General features: G+C 46.1%; 15 protein-coding genes. 8 read left to right on the plus strand and 7 right to left on the minus strand.

Translation table 11 applies throughout. From position 1 onward, the window contains the following. The first annotated feature begins 19 nt into the window (after positions 1-19). From AC4CV5_RS19260 to putR, 7 genes are all read left to right on the plus strand, one after another. Positions 20-994, plus strand: coding sequence for a LysR family transcriptional regulator (locus AC4CV5_RS19260; protein WP_222143508.1), 975 nt, complete (start codon positions 20-22; stop codon positions 992-994). 71 nt (positions 995-1,065) lie between these two features. Next, a complete protein-coding gene (cah, locus tag AC4CV5_RS19265; RefSeq protein ID WP_490923637.1) occupies positions 1,066-2,025 on the plus strand; it encodes a cephalosporin C deacetylase in 960 nt (319 codons plus the stop codon). Between the two features lie 80 nt (positions 2,026-2,105). Continuing rightward, complete coding sequence (locus tag AC4CV5_RS19270; RefSeq protein ID WP_166854348.1) at positions 2,106-2,888, plus strand: nucleotidyltransferase domain-containing protein; 783 nt, start codon at positions 2,106-2,108, stop codon at positions 2,886-2,888. 187 nt (positions 2,889-3,075) lie between these two features. After that, positions 3,076-3,987, plus strand: a complete 912-nt coding sequence (gene putB / locus AC4CV5_RS19275; protein ID WP_166854739.1) for a proline dehydrogenase PutB — start codon at positions 3,076-3,078, stop codon at positions 3,985-3,987. A gap of 16 nt (positions 3,988-4,003) precedes the next feature. Further along, complete coding sequence (pruA, locus tag AC4CV5_RS19280) at positions 4,004-5,551, plus strand: L-glutamate gamma-semialdehyde dehydrogenase (RefSeq protein ID WP_222143510.1); 1,548 nt, start codon at positions 4,004-4,006, stop codon at positions 5,549-5,551. A gap of 91 nt (positions 5,552-5,642) precedes the next feature. Next, on the plus strand, positions 5,643-7,097 hold the full coding sequence (gene putP / locus AC4CV5_RS19285; protein ID WP_444979392.1) for a sodium/proline symporter PutP: 1,455 nt from the start codon (positions 5,643-5,645) through the stop codon (positions 7,095-7,097). Positions 7,098-7,249: 152 nt separating this feature from the next. Beyond that, positions 7,250-8,485 carry a proline utilization transcriptional regulator PutR gene (gene putR, locus AC4CV5_RS19290; RefSeq protein WP_373924016.1) on the plus strand — a complete coding sequence of 412 codons (1,236 nt, stop codon included), beginning with the start codon at positions 7,250-7,252 and terminating at the stop codon, positions 8,483-8,485. 36 nt (positions 8,486-8,521) lie between these two features. On the opposite strand, the gene AC4CV5_RS19295 is transcribed toward putR, so the two are convergent. The 3 genes from AC4CV5_RS19295 to AC4CV5_RS19305 all read right to left on the minus strand — a co-directional run bounded on the left by AC4CV5_RS19295 (position 8,522) and on the right by AC4CV5_RS19305 (position 11,222). Beyond that, a complete protein-coding gene (locus tag AC4CV5_RS19295) occupies positions 8,522-9,379 on the minus strand; it encodes a TIGR03943 family putative permease subunit (RefSeq protein WP_166854345.1) in 858 nt (285 codons plus the stop codon). A 4-nt stretch (positions 9,380-9,383) separates the two neighbouring features. Beyond that, positions 9,384-10,268, minus strand: a complete 885-nt coding sequence (locus AC4CV5_RS19300; protein WP_079996503.1) for a permease — start codon at positions 10,266-10,268, stop codon at positions 9,384-9,386. A gap of 99 nt (positions 10,269-10,367) precedes the next feature. Further along, positions 10,368-11,222, minus strand: a complete 855-nt coding sequence (locus AC4CV5_RS19305; protein WP_222143512.1) for an alpha/beta fold hydrolase — start codon at positions 11,220-11,222, stop codon at positions 10,368-10,370. Positions 11,223-11,386: 164 nt separating this feature from the next. Between AC4CV5_RS19305 and ffoR the strand changes: the two genes are divergently transcribed. After that, the gene (gene ffoR, locus AC4CV5_RS19310) at positions 11,387-12,397 is read left to right on the plus strand and encodes a ferredoxin--NADP(+) reductase (protein ID WP_166854343.1); all 1,011 of its coding nucleotides are present in this window, start codon (positions 11,387-11,389) and stop codon (positions 12,395-12,397) included. 29 nt (positions 12,398-12,426) lie between these two features. On the opposite strand, the gene cobA is transcribed toward ffoR, so the two are convergent. From cobA to nasC, 4 genes are all read right to left on the minus strand, one after another. After that, positions 12,427-13,878: a uroporphyrinogen-III C-methyltransferase gene (cobA, locus tag AC4CV5_RS19315; RefSeq protein ID WP_490923639.1), complete on the minus strand. Its 1,452-nt coding sequence runs from the start codon at positions 13,876-13,878 to the stop codon at positions 12,427-12,429. 59 nt (positions 13,879-13,937) lie between these two features. Then, positions 13,938-14,258: a nitrite reductase small subunit NirD gene (gene nirD, locus AC4CV5_RS19320; protein ID WP_166854341.1), complete on the minus strand. Its 321-nt coding sequence runs from the start codon at positions 14,256-14,258 to the stop codon at positions 13,938-13,940. A 32-nt stretch (positions 14,259-14,290) separates the two neighbouring features. Next, positions 14,291-16,708: an NADPH-nitrite reductase gene (gene nasD, locus AC4CV5_RS19325; protein WP_490923641.1), complete on the minus strand. Its 2,418-nt coding sequence runs from the start codon at positions 16,706-16,708 to the stop codon at positions 14,291-14,293. Positions 16,709-16,827: 119 nt separating this feature from the next. Then, entirely contained in the window at positions 16,828-18,960 is a 2,133-nt protein-coding gene (gene nasC / locus AC4CV5_RS19330) for an assimilatory nitrate reductase catalytic subunit NasC (RefSeq protein WP_490923642.1), read from the minus strand. Positions 18,961-18,964: the final 4 nt, after the last annotated feature.

The raw sequence follows: 18,964 nt of genomic DNA on the forward strand, positions 1-18,964 counted from the left end.
TCAACCTATGGAGGCTGAAATGGATATTAAAGTGATGGAATATGCAGCGGAAATCGCCCGGCGCCAAAGCTTTACAAAGGCGGCAAAGCATCTTCATATCGCTCAGCCCTCTCTAAGCCAGCAAATCAAAAAGCTTGAGGCTGAGCTGGGGCTTACGCTTTTTCACAGATCCCACGGCTCTGTTACGCTGACACCCCACGGCCGGCGTTTTATTGAAAAAGCCGAGGGCATCATTCGTTCCAGAGATGACTTGCTACGGGAGATGCAGGAACGGTCTCAGGGGCTTGGGCGCAAGCTTTCCATTGGGGTTCCTGCTGTAACGGGGAGATATCTTTTTCCGCCACTGCTGAAGCAGTTTTTGGCGCGCTATCCTCATGTGGAGGTTCAGCTTGTTGAAAAAGACCCTGTTTCTTTAGAAGAGATGACGGCAAAGGGAGAGGTTGACCTTTCTGTCTTATCCTTGCCGATTGAGGATGAACGGCTCTCCATTACACCCTTGCTCACGGAACCGATTGTTCTCGCAGTGCCGAAGGAAAAACAAAGGTGGATGCCGCCGGAAATGATCGCGCTGATTGAAAAAGCGCTGGAAGGAAAGGGGGGCTGCCAGCTGTGCGTGCCGCTTGACATGGTAAGGAACGTGCCGTTTATCCTGTTAAAAGAAGGCTTCGGATTTCGAAGGACAGTTCTCGATCTCTGTGCGGAAAGCGGTTTTAAGCCGAATACTGCCTTTAAAACGAGCCATATTGAAACCGCCCAATCTCTTGTGGCTAATGGCTTAGGTGTGACAATGGCACCGAATATGGTCAGAAGGGAAAGAGACCCGGGTGTGATCTATTTATCTATTCAATCCGCGCCATCCCGAACCCTCGTCTTCGTATTTTTAAAGAACCGCTATGTCAGTCTGACAGCTCAGGCTTTTATGGAACTGAGCCGGGAAAGTCTTAAACAAACGTTTGATGAAGACTGTCTGGAAAACAAAAGTGAAAATATTTAGAAAACAGAGAGGAAACGTGGTAGTATAGGAATACAAACTAAATCTTATAAAACAAAGGAGAATAATCGGAAATGCAACTATTCGATCTGCCGCTTGACCAATTGCAAACGTATAAACCTGAAAAAACAGCACCGAAAGATTTTTCTGAGTTTTGGAAATCATCTTTGGATGAACTTGCGAAAGTCCAAGCAGCACCTGATTTACAGCCGGTTGATTATCCTGCAGATGGAGTCAAGGTGTATCGCCTCACATATAAAAGCTTCGGAAATGCCAGCATTGCCGGTTGGTACGCAGTGCCTGACAAGGAAGGCCCGCATCCGGCCATCGTCAAATATCATGGCTACAACGCAAGCTATGACGGTGAGATTCATGAAATGGTGAACTGGGCGCTCCACGGATATGCCGCTTTCGGTATGCTTGTCCGCGGCCAGCAGAGCAGCGAGGATACGAGTATTTCTCCGCACGGCCACGCTTTGGGCTGGATGACGAAAGGAATCCTTGATAAAGATACATACTATTACCGGGGCGTTTATTTAGACGCTGTCCGGGCGCTTGAAGTCATCAGCAGCTTTGACGAAGTCGATGAAACAAGAATCGGTGTGACAGGCGGAAGCCAAGGCGGAGGCTTAACCATTGCCGCAGCAGCTCTGTCAGACATTCCGAAAGCCGCGGTTGCTGATTATCCTTATTTAAGCAACTTTGAACGGGCCATTGATGTGGCGCTTGAACAGCCGTACCTTGAAATCAATTCCTTTTTTAGAAGAAATGGCAGCCCGGAAACGGAAGAGCGGGCGATGAAGACACTTACATATTTCGATATTATGAATCTCGCTGAACGAGTGAAGGTGCCTGTCCTGATGTCGATCGGTCTGATTGACAAGGTCACGCCGCCGTCCACCGTGTTTGCCGCTTACAACCACTTGGAGACAGAGAAAGAGCTCAAGGTGTACCGCTACTTCGGGCATGAGTATATCCCTGCCTTTCAAACAGAAAAACTTGCTTTCCTTAAACAGCATCTAAAAGGCTGTTAAGCGTGAAAGGCCGCCGCACATCATCAGGCGGTTTTTTTCTGCAAACTGCCGGAATGAGAACAGACTGGAGACGAATAGATATGAAACAAAGGATCATTGATGAATTAAAACGAATCGAGCAGTCATACGGAGTCAAAATCGTATATGCTGTTGAGTCAGGAAGCCGCGCATGGGGATTTCCGTCGCGGGACAGTGATTATGATGTCCGCTTTATTTATGTTCCGAAAAAGGAGTGGTATTTTTCAATTGAGCAGGAGCGTGATGTCATTGAGGAACCGATTCACGATTTGCTGGATATCAGCGGCTGGGAGCTGAGAAAGACGCTGCGCCTCTTCAAAAAATCAAACCCGCCGCTCCTTGAATGGCTGTCCTCAGACATTGTGTATTACGAAGCATTTACGACTGCAGAGCAGTTAAGAAAACTGCGGACGGAGGCATTTAAGCCTGAAGCAAGCGTGTATCACTATATCAATATGGCGAGAAGGAACGTCAAGGATTACCTTCAAGGGCAAGAAGTCAAAATCAAAAAGTATTTCTACGTGCTTCGGCCTATTTTGGCTTGCAAATGGATTGAAAAACACGGGACCATTCCGCCAATGGATTTTACTGTTTTGATGAATGAACTTGTTGATGACCCTGAGCTGAAGGCAGAAATGGAAACCTTACTTGTACGGAAAAGAAGAGGCGAAGAGCTTGATCTCGAAGCGCGAATTCATGTCATTCACCAATTCATTGAAACAGAAATCGAAAGAATCATGGAAGTAGCAAAAACGCTGAAAGCAGAACAAAAGGATATGACGCCTGAATTGAATCGGTTACTTTTAAATACGGTTGAAGAAGTGTGGAAGGATGGAGGAAGCTGATGTTTTTTGTCGCTTCCTTTTCTCCTTTATTCGACAGGATTCCCCGACTTTCTAACTATCTGATTGTGGTAAAACCACAAAAATAATCAGAATCTTTGTATTTTGAGAATATTGTGAACGTCGGTTTTGTCCATTTACAATAAACTCATACAAATACTTCTTAGATTGCGGGGTGTTGAGGTTGGAAGTGATCACAAGAGATTTTTTCTTATTTTTATCCAAAAGCGGCTTTCTTAATAAAATGGCAAAGAACTGGGGAAGCCGGGTAGCAGCGGGTAAAATTATCGGAGGGAATGATTTTAACAGTTCAATCCCGACCATTCGACAGCTTAACAGCCAAGGCTTGTCAGTTACTGTCGATCATTTAGGAGAGTTTGTGAACAGCGCCGAGGTCGCACGGGAGCGTACGGAAGAGTGCATTCAAACCATTGCGACGATTGCGGATCAGCAGCTGAACTCACACGTTTCTTTAAAAATGACGTCTTTAGGTCTCGATATAGATATGGATCTGGTGTATGAAAATATGACGAAAATCCTTCAGACGGCCGAGAAGCATAAAATCATGGTCACCATCGACATGGAAGATGAAGTCAGATGCCAGAAAACGCTTGATATTTTCAAAGATTTCAGAAAGAAATACGAGTATGTGAGCACAGTGCTGCAAGCCTATCTATACCGGACGGAAAAAGACATTGACGATTTGGATTCTTTAAACCCGTTCCTTCGCCTTGTAAAAGGAGCTTATAAAGAATCGGAAAAAGTAGCTTACCCGGAGAAAAGCGATGTCGATGAAAATTACAAAAAAATCATCCGAAAGCAGCTCTTAAACGGTCACTATACAGCGATTGCGACACATGACGACAAAATGATCGACTATACAAAGCAGCTTGCCAAGGAACATGGCATTGCCAATGACCAGTTTGAATTTCAGATGCTGTACGGCATGCGGTCGCAAACCCAGCTCAACCTCGTAAAAGAAGGTTATAACATGAGAGTCTACCTGCCATACGGCGAAGATTGGTACGGCTACTTTATGAGACGCCTTGCAGAACGTCCGTCAAACATTGCATTTGCTTTCAAAGGAATGACAAAGAAGTAAAAAAGGAGAGATTATCATGACAACACCTTACAAACACGAGCCTTTCACAAATTTCCAAGATCAAAACAACGTGGAAGCGTTTAAAAAAGCGCTTGCGACAGTTAGCGAATATTTAGGAAAAGACTACCCGCTTGTCATTAACGGCGAGAGAGTGGAAACAGAAGCGAAAATCGTTTCGATCAACCCGGCTGATAAAGAAGAAGTCGTCGGCCGAGTGTCAAAAGCTTCTCAAGAGCATGCTGAGCAAGCGATTGAAGCAGCTGCGAAAGCATTCGAAGAGTGGAGATACACGTCTCCTGAAGAAAGAGCGGCTGTCCTGTTCCGCGCTGCTGCCAAAGTCCGCAGAAGAAAACATGAATTCTCCGCGTTGCTTGTAAAAGAAGCAGGAAAGCCTTGGAACGAAGCGGATGCTGATACAGCTGAGGCGATTGACTTCATGGAGTATTATGCACGCCAAATGATCGAACTGGCAAAAGGCAAACCAGTCAACAGCCGTGAAGGCGAGAAAAACCAATATGTATATACGCCGACTGGTGTAACAGTTGTTATTCCGCCTTGGAACTTCTTGTTTGCGATCATGGCAGGAACAACAGTGGCGCCGATCGTTACTGGAAACACAGTAGTTCTAAAACCTGCAAGCGCTACACCTGTCATTGCTGCAAAATTTGTTGAGGTCCTTGAAGAGTCCGGATTGCCTAAAGGCGTAGTCAACTTTGTGCCAGGCAGCGGAGCGGAAGTCGGCGACTATCTTGTTGACCATCCGAAAACAAGCCTTATCACATTTACGGGATCAAGAGAAGTGGGTACGAGAATTTTCGAACGCGCGGCGAAGGTTCAGCCAGGCCAGCAGCACTTAAAGCGTGTTATCGCTGAAATGGGCGGTAAGGATACGGTTGTTGTCGATGAGGATGCGGACATTGAATTGGCAGCTCAATCCATCTTTACATCAGCGTTCGGATTTGCGGGACAAAAATGTTCTGCAGGTTCACGTGCAGTTGTCCATGAAAAAGTGTATGATCAAGTATTGAAGCGTGTCATTGAAATTACAGAATCTAAAGTAACAGCAAAACCTGACAGTGCGGATGTTTATATGGGACCTGTCATTGACCAAGGTTCTTATGATAAAATTATGAGCTATATTGAGATCGGAAAACAGGAAGGGCGTTTAGTAAGCGGCGGTACTGGTGATGATTCGAAAGGATACTTCATCAAACCGACAATCTTCGCTGACCTTGATCCGAAAGCAAGACTCATGCAGGAAGAAATTTTCGGACCTGTCGTTGCATTTTGTAAAGTGACAAACTTTGATGAAGCTTTAGAAGTGGCAAACAATACTGAATATGGTTTGACAGGCGCGGTTATCACAAACAACCGCAAGCACATCGAGCGTGCGAAACAGGAATTCCATGTTGGAAACCTATACTTCAACCGCAACTGTACAGGTGCTATCGTCGGCTACCATCCGTTTGGCGGCTTCAAAATGTCCGGAACGGATTCAAAAGCAGGCGGACCGGATTACTTGGCACTGCATATGCAAGCAAAAACAATCAGTGAAATGTTCTAAAGCGGGACTAAATGGGCATCCTCCCTGCGGGGATGTCCATTTCATCCATATACCATAAAAAAGAGGAGGAAGTGCCATAGAAAACACACAGCTGATTATTTCGATTTGTATTTATATGGCGGGGATGATGCTGATCGGCTACTTTGCTTACAAGCGTACGTCGAATCTGACGGATTACATGCTTGGAGGACGCTCTTTGGGTCCGGCCGTAACCGCTCTCAGTGCCGGCGCTGCCGATATGAGCGGCTGGCTGCTGATGGGTCTCCCTGGTGCCATGTTTTCAACTGGTCTGAGCGGTATTTGGATAGTGTTCGGACTTTGCCTTGGAGCATGGGCGAACTGGCTCTATGTTGCGCCTCGGCTGAGAACCTACACTGAACAAGCGGGGAATTCCATCACAATTCCCGGGTTCCTTGAGAATCGCTTCGGAGACCATTCGAAGCTGCTGAGACTGTTTTCAGGGATTGTGATTTTAGTCTTCTTCACATTTTATGTTTCGTCTGGAATGGTATCCGGCGGCGTTTTATTCAACAGTATTTTGGGGATGGAATATCATACAGGCTTATGGGTTGTAACTGGTGTTGTTGTGGTATATACCCTGTTTGGCGGCTTTTTGGCAGTCAGCTGGACAGATTTTGTTCAGGGGATCATTATGTTTGCCGCACTCATTCTTGTTCCGATCGTTACATTTTTCCACACGGGAGGAGCAAGTGAAACAGTTACGGAAATCCGGTCTGTTGATCCAGACATGTTTAATATGTTCAAAGGAACAAGCATCCTTGGCATTATTTCTTTGTTTGCCTGGGGTTTGGGATACTTTGGGCAGCCGCATATCATTGTGCGTTTTATGGCGATAACGTCAGTCAAAGAGATTAAAAGAGCGCGCAGAATCGGGATGGGCTGGATGATTTTGTCGGCAATCGGCGCTGTGCTGACCGGTTTGGGCGGAATCGCTTATTACCATCAGAATGGCATGATACTGAAGGACCCTGAGACGATTTTTATTCAATTAGGGAATATTTTGTTCCACCCGATAATCACAGGTTTTCTGATTTCAGCTATTTTGGCCGCGATTATGAGTACAATTTCTTCCCAGCTGCTTGTGACATCAAGCTCTCTGGTAGAAGATTTGTATAAGTCGATGTTCAGACGCTCGGCTTCTGATAAAGAGCTGGTGTTTTTGGGACGTATGGCTGTGCTTGTGATTTCTATCATCGCATTATTCCTTGCTTGGGAGAAAAATAATACCATCCTTGGATTGGTAAGCTACGCGTGGGCGGGCTTCGGTGCATCATTCGGGCCGGTTGTACTGCTCAGTCTGTTTTGGAAACGAATGACCAAATGGGGGGCACTCGCCGGCATGATTGTGGGAGCAGCAACTGTAATCATTTGGGCGAATGCCGGTCTTTCGGACTTTCTGTATGAAATCATACCTGGTTTTGCTGCGAGTCTATTATCTGTCTATATCGTCAGTGTATTGACGCAGGCTCCGTCACAAGCTGTCAAAGACCAGTTTAAAGACTACCAAGATACAATGTCACAATAAAGATCGAAAGGAGGAGGAAGGGGTTGTCCCTTTTTCCTCTTTTCTCCTTTTAAGCGGACGTTTTTTTCTTTTGGAAACAAACGTATTTTTTTCTATACAAAGAGCCCTCGTATGGATATGATTAAAGTAAAAAAAGTATAGGAGAAAAAGGTATGGAAGAGCTTTTAGAGAGAGTTTTTTCATTTTCAGATGTTGATAAGCTGATTGATTTTATCAGTTATGAACTGCAAAAACCAGTCATACTGGAAAGCGCGGATTTCTTTTTGTTAGCCTATAATTCTTACTATATTAACCATTTTGATTCTGCCAACCAGCAGACTATTTTTTCAAAAAAATGTCCGGTTCAAATTTTTGAGAGGTTTCTGAAGGACGGAATCATTGAAAAACTAAAAACAGAACCTGAGCCTTTTCGCGTCAATAAAATTGAAAGCATTGGGTTAAACCAGAGGGTGGTCGTGAGTGCGAAGCACAAAGGGGAAGTTATGGGCTACATCTGGGTTCAGGAGCTGGACCAAAACCTGACGGAAGAAGAACTCGACTTTTTGTATGAGACCTCTTTCCATGTCGGGAAAATCATTTATAAAACGAACAAACTGAAACAAGAAAAGGAAGAAAAAGCAGAAGATCTCATCAAACGGGCGATCTATCAGCAATTTACCTCTGAGAAGGAACTCAGACGGGAAGCTGAAAGGATCAACACCGTGCTGCCCTCCATGTTTTCAGTTGTCATCCTGCACGCCGCGAATGGGGATGGGGAAGCGGTTGAGGATTTAAAGGAAAATATCAGGTCGTATCTGAATTTACGGGATAAAGTCAGTCATGTCTTAACGATCGAATCAAATATTGTTATCGTCGTAGCGAGTTTTTCCCAAAAAAGCTCCGTCTCCTCGGCAGCTTCAGAATTTATTAACAAGCTGTTAACACATTTTCACTTTCAGAAAATACCTACCCCTATTTATATCGGTATCGGAAACGAATATGATCACCTTTTAAAACTCGGCAAGAGCTATACAGAAGCACTTGAAGTCATCAAAGCCGCAGAAATCACCGGCAATCAGGAAAACATTCCATATGAATATGCCAAACTCGGCATTTACCGCTACTTAGAAAGCATTGAACAGAAAAATGAGTTTTTAGAATACGAGAATAAGGATTTGGCTTTATTAAAAGCGAAAGACCAAGAAAGCAGCACCGAACTGCTCAAAACCTTGGAAATCTATCTCCTCAACAACTGCAAAACAAAACCAGCAGCAGAGCAGCTGTTTATTCACCAAAATACATTGAATTACCGCATCAAACAGATTACTGAAATGACGTCAATTGATTTAAGCGATTTCAGGACACGGTGCCAGCTCTATCTTGATTTGATGCTGATGAAAAAGAAATAAAAAAGAAACCAGTACTTGTACTGGTTTCGTCTTCACTTAAAACCCTCTGTAAACATACGGATCATCAGGTTTTTTAATGGTATTCCAGTCAGTTACTTTCACGACAGGGAGAGTTGACTTGAATGGCTGATAATATTCTGAGGCAAGAGTGCCCTTAATTTGAATCCATTCATCATCCTTGATGTTTATGTCCTTCGGAAACTCCACAAGCATCCCATACACGCCGGAATCAGCGATACAGTGAATGACGCCAAACCTCAACACGAACAGCTGATTTTTGTTAATCGCGTTTCCTTTGTATGCAAATCCATGAAATTCTATCGTCCGTCCGAGAAATTCACCCGGATAGTTATAAATGGTTTCCATTCCTTTTAGGAAATCATCATCGGTCAGAGTAATCTCTTTCTTGCTGGAATACTTATTAAACAGCTGTTTCATCTGTTTGTCATAGCTGTCTTGCGCATAATAAAGGCTGGCATCAGGCCGCAAATACTGTGTTTGGGAGTAATGATCTCCGCTCTCCATTGCCTTAAACGAGAACCCTTTTGTTTTGACAATGGATGAGTCAAGCGTCGCGATCGGGAAGAAGATGCCTGACACCAAAGGAAAAAGAAAAACAACATAAATCAAATAACGCTGATAAAATGGCTTGTTTTGTTCATGGTCATGGTCGTGGTCATGGCCGCATCCGCAATCATGGTCATGGTGATGCCCGCCTTTTTCAGGTGACTTGATATATACATATGCTTGAACGGCTGTCAGAATGGCCAGCAGGAAGATCGCAATAAAGGAAAGATAGGAATATTTCATATTGATATATTTTGTTAGATTTCCTGAGGCATGCAGATGATAAAAGAAAAACGTAAATCCCATCAGCACCAATAGACGAAACATCCAATCACCCCTTTACCAGTAGTGATCCCGCTAAGACAATTACGACAATATACGTAATCAGCAGGAAAACAAATCGTTTTTTGAAGGCCGCAAGCATCATCAATAGGTTTTTAATATCCACCATCGCACCAAAGACGAGAAAGGCGATTAACGATCCTAATGAAAACGTGCTGCTGAAGGAAGACGCGATGAACGCATCAACCTCTGAACAAAGCGACAAGACAAATGCCAGTCCCATCATCACGAGTGAAGAGGATACATCATTCTGTCCGATCGCAAGCAGAGTGGATGTTTTGACATACGTCTGCATAGCGGCTGCGATAAATGCGCCGATGATTAAATATTTCCCCACCGAGAAAAATTCATCAATGGCATGACGCAAGGTCCCTCCCAGCTTTTGAAGCAGGGTGTGGTGATGATGGTGGTGATGCCCGGGTTCATCAGGCTTTAAAAGCTGGTTATCCTTAAATTGATAGGATAAGATGATCCCAATGATCACCGAGACGGCGAGCGCCAGTCCGCCCCTGTAAAAGACTACGCTCCATCTATTCCCGAACGCAATAAAAGTAGAAAATAAGACGATAGGGTTAATGATGGGCGCGGTCAGCATGAAAGCAACGCCCGCATGCAGAGGCACCCCCTTTAACAGAAGCCGCCTCGTAATCGGGATAATGCCGCATTCACAGGCGGGAAATAAAACGCCGGCCAGCGCACCGAATAGAACGGCGAGAAAGCGGTTTTTTGGCATGATCCTCGCAATCATTTCTTCAGAAACAAACATTTGAATGATTCCGGAAAGTATAACGCCAATCAGAATAAACGGAATGGCTTCTATTAAAATGCTGATAAAAATAGAATTCAGCTGAAGAAAAGATGATTGTGCTGTCACAATAAAACCTCCGCTCATGTTAAGCTGCCTCTCTTATGATACCAGAAAAAAAGGCACTGCTTGTTTGACGGAGGTGGGGGAAGGATTGTTTCACTTTGTTTAGGATTCTAAGAATTCGAGTATGATTCTATCTGTTTCAGCAGCTTCTTTCCCGAGCCAAATCAGGTGCCCCCATGAGTGAAGCAAATGGAGAGTAGCGTCAGGAATGTGTTTTTTTGCATGATGTGCATGTGACAAGTCGACAAATCCATCATAAACACTTTGCATAATCAGTACGGGACATGTGATGGCCTGCAGCTCTTTCGAAGAAAAAGAGGCGGTTTGTGACAAGTCAAGCAGAAATCCTTTACCTGAGCGCTGCCTGCTGTTCATTTTCCGAAATGCTTCTATGTCTTTTTCAACCATCATGGACTTGATTCGCTGAAACGAAAGCGTGCTGAATTGTGGGCTCATGACTCGAAACATCAAACGCGGGAAGGCATTTACCAGAGAAGAAGTCAGCTTCCACATCCACTTTTCCACCGGCGGGCGGAAGAGGATTCTTCCCACTTTGTATTCTGTGTCTTTGGGGGTGAGCCATTCTTTGGTGACGGCGGATTGCAGGGTCAGAGTGCTTACTCTTTCCGGATAGTGTGAGGCAAAGCATATGCCGCTTGGCCCCCCTGCTGAGATGGCAATCACATGGACACTGTCGATTTGTAAATGATCTAATAGTTTTACATAGAAACGGCATGCGCTGGCAAGATTTTTTCCCATCTCTTTTGACGTCCGTCCATAGCCGGGCCTTGAAGGCGTGATGATGGAATACCCATGCTCAATCAACGCCGTGTACCCGAATTCCTCGTAACAATTTGAATGCCCGCCATGCAAGACAAGAATTGGGGCTCCCTTGCCTGTCACAGAATATTCTAGTGTATGTCCTTCGAAAGTGATCGTTTCAACACGTCTTTTCATCTGTTTCTCCCATTTGTTTTTCTGCCTATTATAGGGTTTTCAACAATTTACCACAAGGGGCAGAAATGAATAAACACAGGCTCATGAAATATGATATACTTTGTATTGATATTCATTCTCAATTAAAACGGTTTTGATATAGATGTGAACGGGAGGCAGGACGGATGGCTGAGAATCAAGAGGTATATGACGTTACGATTATAGGCGGGGGGCCGATCGGGCTGTTTACGGCTTTTTACTGCGGGATGCGGGAGCTGAAAACGAAAGTAATCGAATTTTTGCCGCGGCTCGGAGGGAAGGTATCTTTATTCTTTCCTGAGAAAATCATTCGGGATATCGGCGGAATACCGGGAATTGCGGGGAAGCAGCTGATCGAGCAGCTGAAGGAGCAGGCGGCGACGTTTGAACCTGACATCGTGCTGAATCAGCGTGTGACTGGATTTGAACGCTTGGAAGACGGCACCATTGTGCTGACAGGTTCTGAAGGAGAAAAGCATTATACACGCACCGTGATTTTAGCTGTCGGCATGGGAACGCTTGAGGTCAATGAGTTTGACAGTGAGGATGCAACCCGGTACGCGGGCAAAAATCTTCATTATGGAGTGGAGAAGCTTGATGCGTTTAAAGGCAAGCAGGTCGTGATTTCAGGCGGCGGAGATACGGCGGTCGATTGGGCTAATGAGCTGGAACCGATTGCGGCTTCTGTGACTGTCGTTCACCGGCGTGAGGAATTCGGCGGAATGGAAAGTAGTGTGACGAAGATGAAGCAATCATCGGTGCGGGTACTCACTCCTTATCGGCTGGAGCAGCTGAGCGGCGATGAGGAGCGCATCCAAAGCGTGACTGTTTGCCATAATGCGTCTGGCCAGAGGGAAGACATAGAGGTTGACGAGCTGATCATTAATCATGGGTTCAAAATTGATCTCGGACCGATGAAGGAGTGGGGGCTGGAGATTGAAGAAGGCAGGGTGAAAGCTGACAGACATATGCGGACGAATCTTCCGGGTGTGTTTGTGGCGGGTGACGCAGCTTTTTATGAAAGCAAGCTGAGATTGATTGCCGGCGGCTTTACGGAAGGCCCCACAGCGGTCAACAGCGCGAAGGCTTATTTGGACCCTAAGGCCGAGAATATGGCGATGTATTCAACCCATCACAAAAAATTGGTGCATAAATAAAGCAGCCCTTCAGAAAAGGGCTGCCGCAATCAGCTGTGAATGAGCTTTTTTTCCGCCTGTTGATTTTGAATCAAAGCAAACAATTCATCCTGTTCTTGGACAGCTGTAAATCCATAAGCGCCGGCAGCTGAGTCATCGCCTATGCAGACGATGGGAGGCCGGCTTGCTGATGGTTCCGGCAAAATGCCAATTTGTTCGCCTGCGCTGATCAATTGCTGAACAGACGGTTTGTTCGGGCATATGATCATGTGCAGCGGAGATTCACTGATGGTTCGCTGAATCATGTGGGTAAACCGGTCATCTATGACGTTTTGGTGGGTGATATAAAACGAACAGGACTCATGCATCTGCATGTTTTCCACTGAATGACGGCTCCCGACAACAAGACATTTTTCAGAATCAGTCTGAATGGTGGAGACGAGAAAACCTCGTTTTTCAAGCTCCGTCACTGCATATTGAGATGCCGCACTCAGTCGGGCTGTCAGCTGGCGGATGTCGATTTTCTTGGATGTCAGCGCTTGGAAAAATTCACAAACCGCACGGCGTGATGTGAAAACAATGTCTTCAAAGGTGTCGATCTTCCGAAGAATCTCTTCATTGACAGGCATGTTTTCAGTCCGCCATTTCGGCCATTCGATGACATCGGCACCGGAAGCACGCAGCTTGTCTGCAAGCGGGTCTTCATCTTCGCCATGAGTGACAACCATCATGTGCTGGCCGATGAGTGGTTTGCTTTCGAACCAGCTATGTGTTTGAAAATTGACGATATCTCCGATGACGATAATTGCAGGGTTTGTGATCTGGTGTTCCTGTACTTTTTGCTGAATGTTCTCAAGCGATCCTTTCACACTCCGCTGGCGTCCCCACGTCCCCCATTGGATCACAATGACAGGGACAGAAGGAGATTTTCCGTATGCGATGAGCTGCTGGCAAATATAAGATAAGTTCTTGACGCCCATGTAAAAGACAAGGGTTTGAACGCTCCGGGCAAGCCCTTCCCAGTCGAGGTTCGGTGTGCCTTTTAATGATTTATCATGCGCTGTAATCATGGCAAAAGACGAAGCGAAATCCCGATGCGTAACGGGGATGCCCGCATATAGCGGAGCTGCAATGCCAGAGGTGATGCCAGGCACCATTTCATAGCGGATGCCATTCTCATGGAGAGCATCTGCTTCCTCGCCGACTCTGCCAAATACACTCGGATCACCGCCTTTTAAACGGACGACGGTTAACCCAATTGATGCTTTTTCAACCAGCAGGGCGTTAATTTCTCTTTGTTTCATAAAATGGCGGTCTGGCAGTTTTCCGCAATAAATAAACTGGCAGTCCGGTGATGCGAATTCGAGCAGTTTCGGGTTGGCGAGCCGGTCATATAAAATAACATCAGCTTCTTCGAGCGCCTGTTTTCCTTTGATGGTGAGCAGCCCAGGATCGCCGGGACCGGCCCCCACGAAATATACGATTCCATTCTTCATGATCATGTCATCCTTCCGTCACTGTAAAAAGTGAAGGATCACTTAAAAGTGATCCGGTCTTTTGATCAATATACGAGATAAACATGTTCTCCTTCGATCAGCGTTTCGTATGTTTTGACGCATCCGTGATCTGGTTCTTGGACGATTCCGTCTTCTAAGGAGATTTTCCAGTCATGCATCGGGCAGAAAACATATTCGCCGCTGACGATGCCTTCTGCCAGGACACCGCCCTTATGCGGACAGCGGTTTTCGATGGCGCGGATGCTTCCGTTTGAAAGCTTGAAAACCGCGAGCTCCTTATCTTCAATATACACTGTTTTGCCTAATTGTTCAGGCAATTCTTCAATTTTTCCGATCCATACTTTTGTTGCGCCTTTGTTTACCATGTCCATTCCTCCTTAATGATTGTTTTTTGTCATTATGATGTCGTCACGACATTTTCAAATAATTCTTTAGAGGTTTGTTTGTTTTCCAAGAAGTTCTTCCACGGATCCTTGTGGACAGAGAGTGTTTCATTCATTCGGTCGTTCAGCTCCTGCCGCTTTTCCTGATCGTTTAACACGGATTGGACATGGGATAAACCGACGCGCTCAAGCCATGCGGAAGTACGCTCCAGATAGTTTGCAGTTTCCCGGTAGTATTGCAGGTAAGCGCCTGCGTATTCTAAGACTTCTTCATTTGTTTTCACCTTCATCAGCAAATCACCGGCACGTAAATGAGTTCCGCCGTTTCCGCCGACATAAAGCTCCCAGCCTCCGTCAATGCCGACAACGCCAAGGTCCTTAATGCCGGATTCCGCACAGTTCCGCGGGCAGGCAGACACGGCCATTTTCACTTTATGAGGTGTGTTCAGTCCTTCGAATTTTTTCTCAAGCGCAATGCCCAGTGCCATGGAGTCTTGCGTGCCGAAGCGGCAGAATTGTTCGCCTACGCACGTTTTTACTGTACGGAGTGTCTTTCCGTATGCGTAGCCTGAAGGCATATCTAGATCTTCCCATACCTTCGGAAGGTCTTCTTTTTTCACGCCGATGAGATCAATTCGCTGGCCGCCAGTCATTTTAACGAGCGGAATCTCATATTTGTCGACGACATCTGCGATCTTGCGCAAATCTGTGGAGTTGGTCACGCCGCCGTACATCCGTGGCACGACCGAATATGTTCCGTCTTTTTGAATATTGGCGTGCATTCGTTCGTTAACAAAGCGGGATGTTCGTTCATCCTCGTATTTGGTTGGATTGATCATGCCTAGGTAGTAGTTCAGGGCCGGCCGGCATTTTGAACAGCCTTCTGGCGTTTTCCAGCCGAGCACGTTCATGATTTCTCTTGTATGTGACAGCCCTTTGGCTTTGATTTCTTCTACGACTTCATCTCTCGACAATGTGGTGCAGCCGCAAATTGCTTCTTTCTGCGCTGACGCATCAAAGTCAGATCCGAGCGTATGCTGGAGGATTTCTTCTACGAGCGGCTTACAGCCTCCGCATGAGCGGGATGCACCGGTGCATGCTTTGATCTCATCCGTTGACGAGCAGCCTTTTTCCTGTATGGCTTGAATAATGGCACCTTTTGACACGCCGTTACAGCCGCAGATGATTTCATCGTCGCTCATCGCTGCGGTAATGCTTGTGCCTGCTTCTTGGTTGAGAGGCTGTAAGATTGATATTTTAGAGGTTTCAGTGATATCGGCTTCTTTTTGAATCATAGAAAACAGGCGATTGCCCTCGCTGCTGTCGCCGAATAAAACAGCACCGACAATTTGATTGCCTCTCAGGACGATTTTTTTATAGATGCCGTCCTGCTCATCGAAGACTTTAATCGCTTTTTTCTCCTCTGATTCATTAAAGTCACCGGCAGAGAAGACCTCGACGCCTGATACCTTTAACTGAGTGGAGAGAACGGAGCCTTCATACGGTTTTGTTTCGATGCCGCAAATATGCTTCGCCAGCACTTTTGCCTGTTCATAAAGCGGCGCCACAAGCCCATATGCGATTCCCCGGTGCTCAGCGCATTCACCGACCGCATAAATGTGCGGGATTTCAGTTTGCATATAATCGTTGACAATGATTCCGCGGTTAACCGGAATGCCGCTTTCGGCTCCGAGCACTGTGTTCGGGCGAATGCCGACAGCCATGACCACCAAATCAGCTTCAATGCTGGTGCCGTCTTTGAAGCGAACACCTTCGACACGGCCATCACCGACAATTTCTTCAGTTTGCTTTTCAAGTAAAAAGGTCATTCCTTGTTTTTCTAACTCGTTTTGCAGCAGGCGTCCTGCCGTTGCATCAAGCTGGCGTTCCATCAGGAATGGGGCGAGGTGGATGACGGACACGTCCATGCCGAGATTCAGAAGTCCGCGAGCGGCTTCCAAACCAAGCAGGCCTCCGCCGATGACAGCTGCTTTTTTATATTGTTTTGAAGCGGCGAGCATCGTGTCTGTATCTTTTATGTCCCGGAAAGCTGTGACGCCTTGTTTGTCTGCGCCCGGAATCGGAAGGATAAAAGGGACCGAGCCTGTCGCCAGGATGAGTTCGTCGTAAGGCTGGATTCTGTCTGCATCTGTGATGACCGTTTTGTTCTCCGTGTCCACTTTGATGACTGTTTCATTTGTATACAATTGAATATTGTTTTCTTCGTACCAGTCCCAATCGTTTAACGTAATATCTTTGATGTCGGTATCGCCTTGAAGCACTTTTGACAAAAGGATTCGGTTGTAGTTGGGATGCGGTTCGGCACCGAAAATTGTGATCTGAAACTCGTCTTTTGCAACACTCAGTATCTCTTCAATGGCCCTTACCCCGGCCATTCCATTTCCAACAAGAACTAGCTGTTTTTTTCCCATCAGATGATCCGCTCCTTATCAATGTTTTTTCCAGCGTAGCACAGCAAAAAGAAATATTTAAGATGCATGTTATAAAATGTAACAAAATATACGAAAAGTTCTAAAAATTTTATGAAAAATTAAATAGGTCTGATTCGGACGGCGCACACCTTAAAACCGGGCATTTTACAGGCAGGATCTAAGGCTTCTCCGATTAAATCATTCACATTTTGAGCGTCTGCCCAATGGATAGGGACAAAAACAGTGTCTTTTCTAATTTGTTCCGATAATTTGCTGCGGACGGTGATGCTTCCCCGTGGCGACTCTATTTTTACGAGTACACGATCTTTAATATGGAAGGAGGCTGCTGTTTGCGGATGGATTTCCATAAATGATTCAAAATGTCTCGCAGCAAGGGCAGCGCTTTTTCTCGTTTGGACGCCTGTTAAGTAGTGAGACATGACTCGGCCTGTCGTTAAATAAAGCGGATAATCGGCTGTCGGTTTCTCTTTCGGAACAGCCGGTTCGTTTGGAATCACACTTAATGCCGCTTTTTGATCCGGATGTGCAAATGAGTCCGTAAACAAGCGCCCTGTTCCGGGATGATCAGGTTCCGGACACGGCCAATGAATGCCGCCTTCACGTCTGAGCCTGTCGTATGTGATGCCTGAATAATCAGCAATTCCGCCTCGGCTCGCTTCTCTCAATTCATTAAAAATATCCTCTGCTGATGTGTAAGAAAAATAACGGCCTTTTCCGAGAGCGGTTGCGATATCACAAATGATCTGCCAATCATGCTTTGCCTCACCGGGACATGGCCGGCTTGCTTCTCTTAATGTCACGCGGCCTTCGACATTTGTCATGGTGCCCTCATCTTCTAAATAAGAGGAGGCGGGCAAAATCACATCTGCGTATTTCGCAGTCTCAGAAATAAACAAATCGATCGCGACAAAGAATCTCAGTTTTCTCAGAGCTTTTTTCACGAGATTTGCATTTGGGCTGGAGACAGCAGGGTTTGAGCACATGAGGAACAGCCCTTTGATGTCGCCGTCATTGATTTTTTCAATCATTTCATAGGCTGAGACGCCTTTTCTCGGCAGATCATCCTGATGGATTCCCCACACTTTCGCAATATGTGCCCGGTGTTCTTCGTTTTCGATAGAACGGTAGCCTGGAAGCTGATCGGCTTTTTGGCCATGCTCTCTGGCGCCTTGCCCGTTGCCTTGTCCGGTGATTGCCCCGTAGCCCGAATAAGGTTTGCCGACTTTTCCTGTGATCAGCACCATGTTTAGAAAGCCCTTTACAGCCGCTGTTCCATCGGTTTGCTGTTCAATCCCGCGGGCTGTAAACAGCATGCCGGACGTTTCCTTGGCAAACTTCACAGCGGCTTTTCGCATGTGCGCCAGCGGGACACTCGTCTGTGCAGCGATATCCTCCAGACTCAGCGTATCAGTATGCTGCTTCAGCTCAGCAAATCCATTTGTCCGTGATCGAATGAAATCTTCGTTTGCGAGCTGTTCGTCGATAATGATTTTGACGAGAGCGTTGGCAAGGGCGGCGTCTGTGCCGGGTTTGATTTTCAGATGAAGATCGGCGATTTTCGTCGTCGCTGTCTCGCGCGGATCAATGGCAATGATGTAAGCGCCGTTTTCTTTCGCTTTTTCAAAATACGGCATCATCGTAGGCTGGCATTCCGCAATATTGGTTCCGGCCAGAATGATTACACGGGTGTGGGGAATGTCTGATAAAGGATTCGTTAAACCTCTGTCCGCGCCGAATGTTTGGTTGGCTGCGGTTGCTGCAGCGGACATACAAAGCCTTCCGTTGTAGTCGATATATTTTGTCTGTAAGCCCACCCGTGCGAACTTCCCTAACAAATACGCCTCTTCATTCGTAATTGAGGCACTTCCGTAAACAGCCATGGCGTCATGGCCATGTTCGTTTTGAATCATCGTCACTTGGTCTTTGATATGATTCAATGCTTCTTCCCAGGAAACAGGCATAAATTCTCCGTTTTTCTTCAGCAGCGGCCGGGTGATGCGAGAGGAGTTCAGGGCATGCTGGTGGGCGTTCATGCCCTTCATGCATAACCGGCCTTGTGTCGTAGAATTATCAATCCCGATCGCTGTGTACTTTTTCCGTGTAACGATGGTTTGTTCCACGAGCTGCATTTTGCACTGCATGCTGCAAAACGGGCATTGGGTGTCATACGTCTTTTCTGATTGGATGTCTTGTTGTTTATCACGGAAATATCTAAGCAGTCGCTCAGTCAAAATG

The organism is Bacillus sp. NS1 (assembly GCF_058248265.1).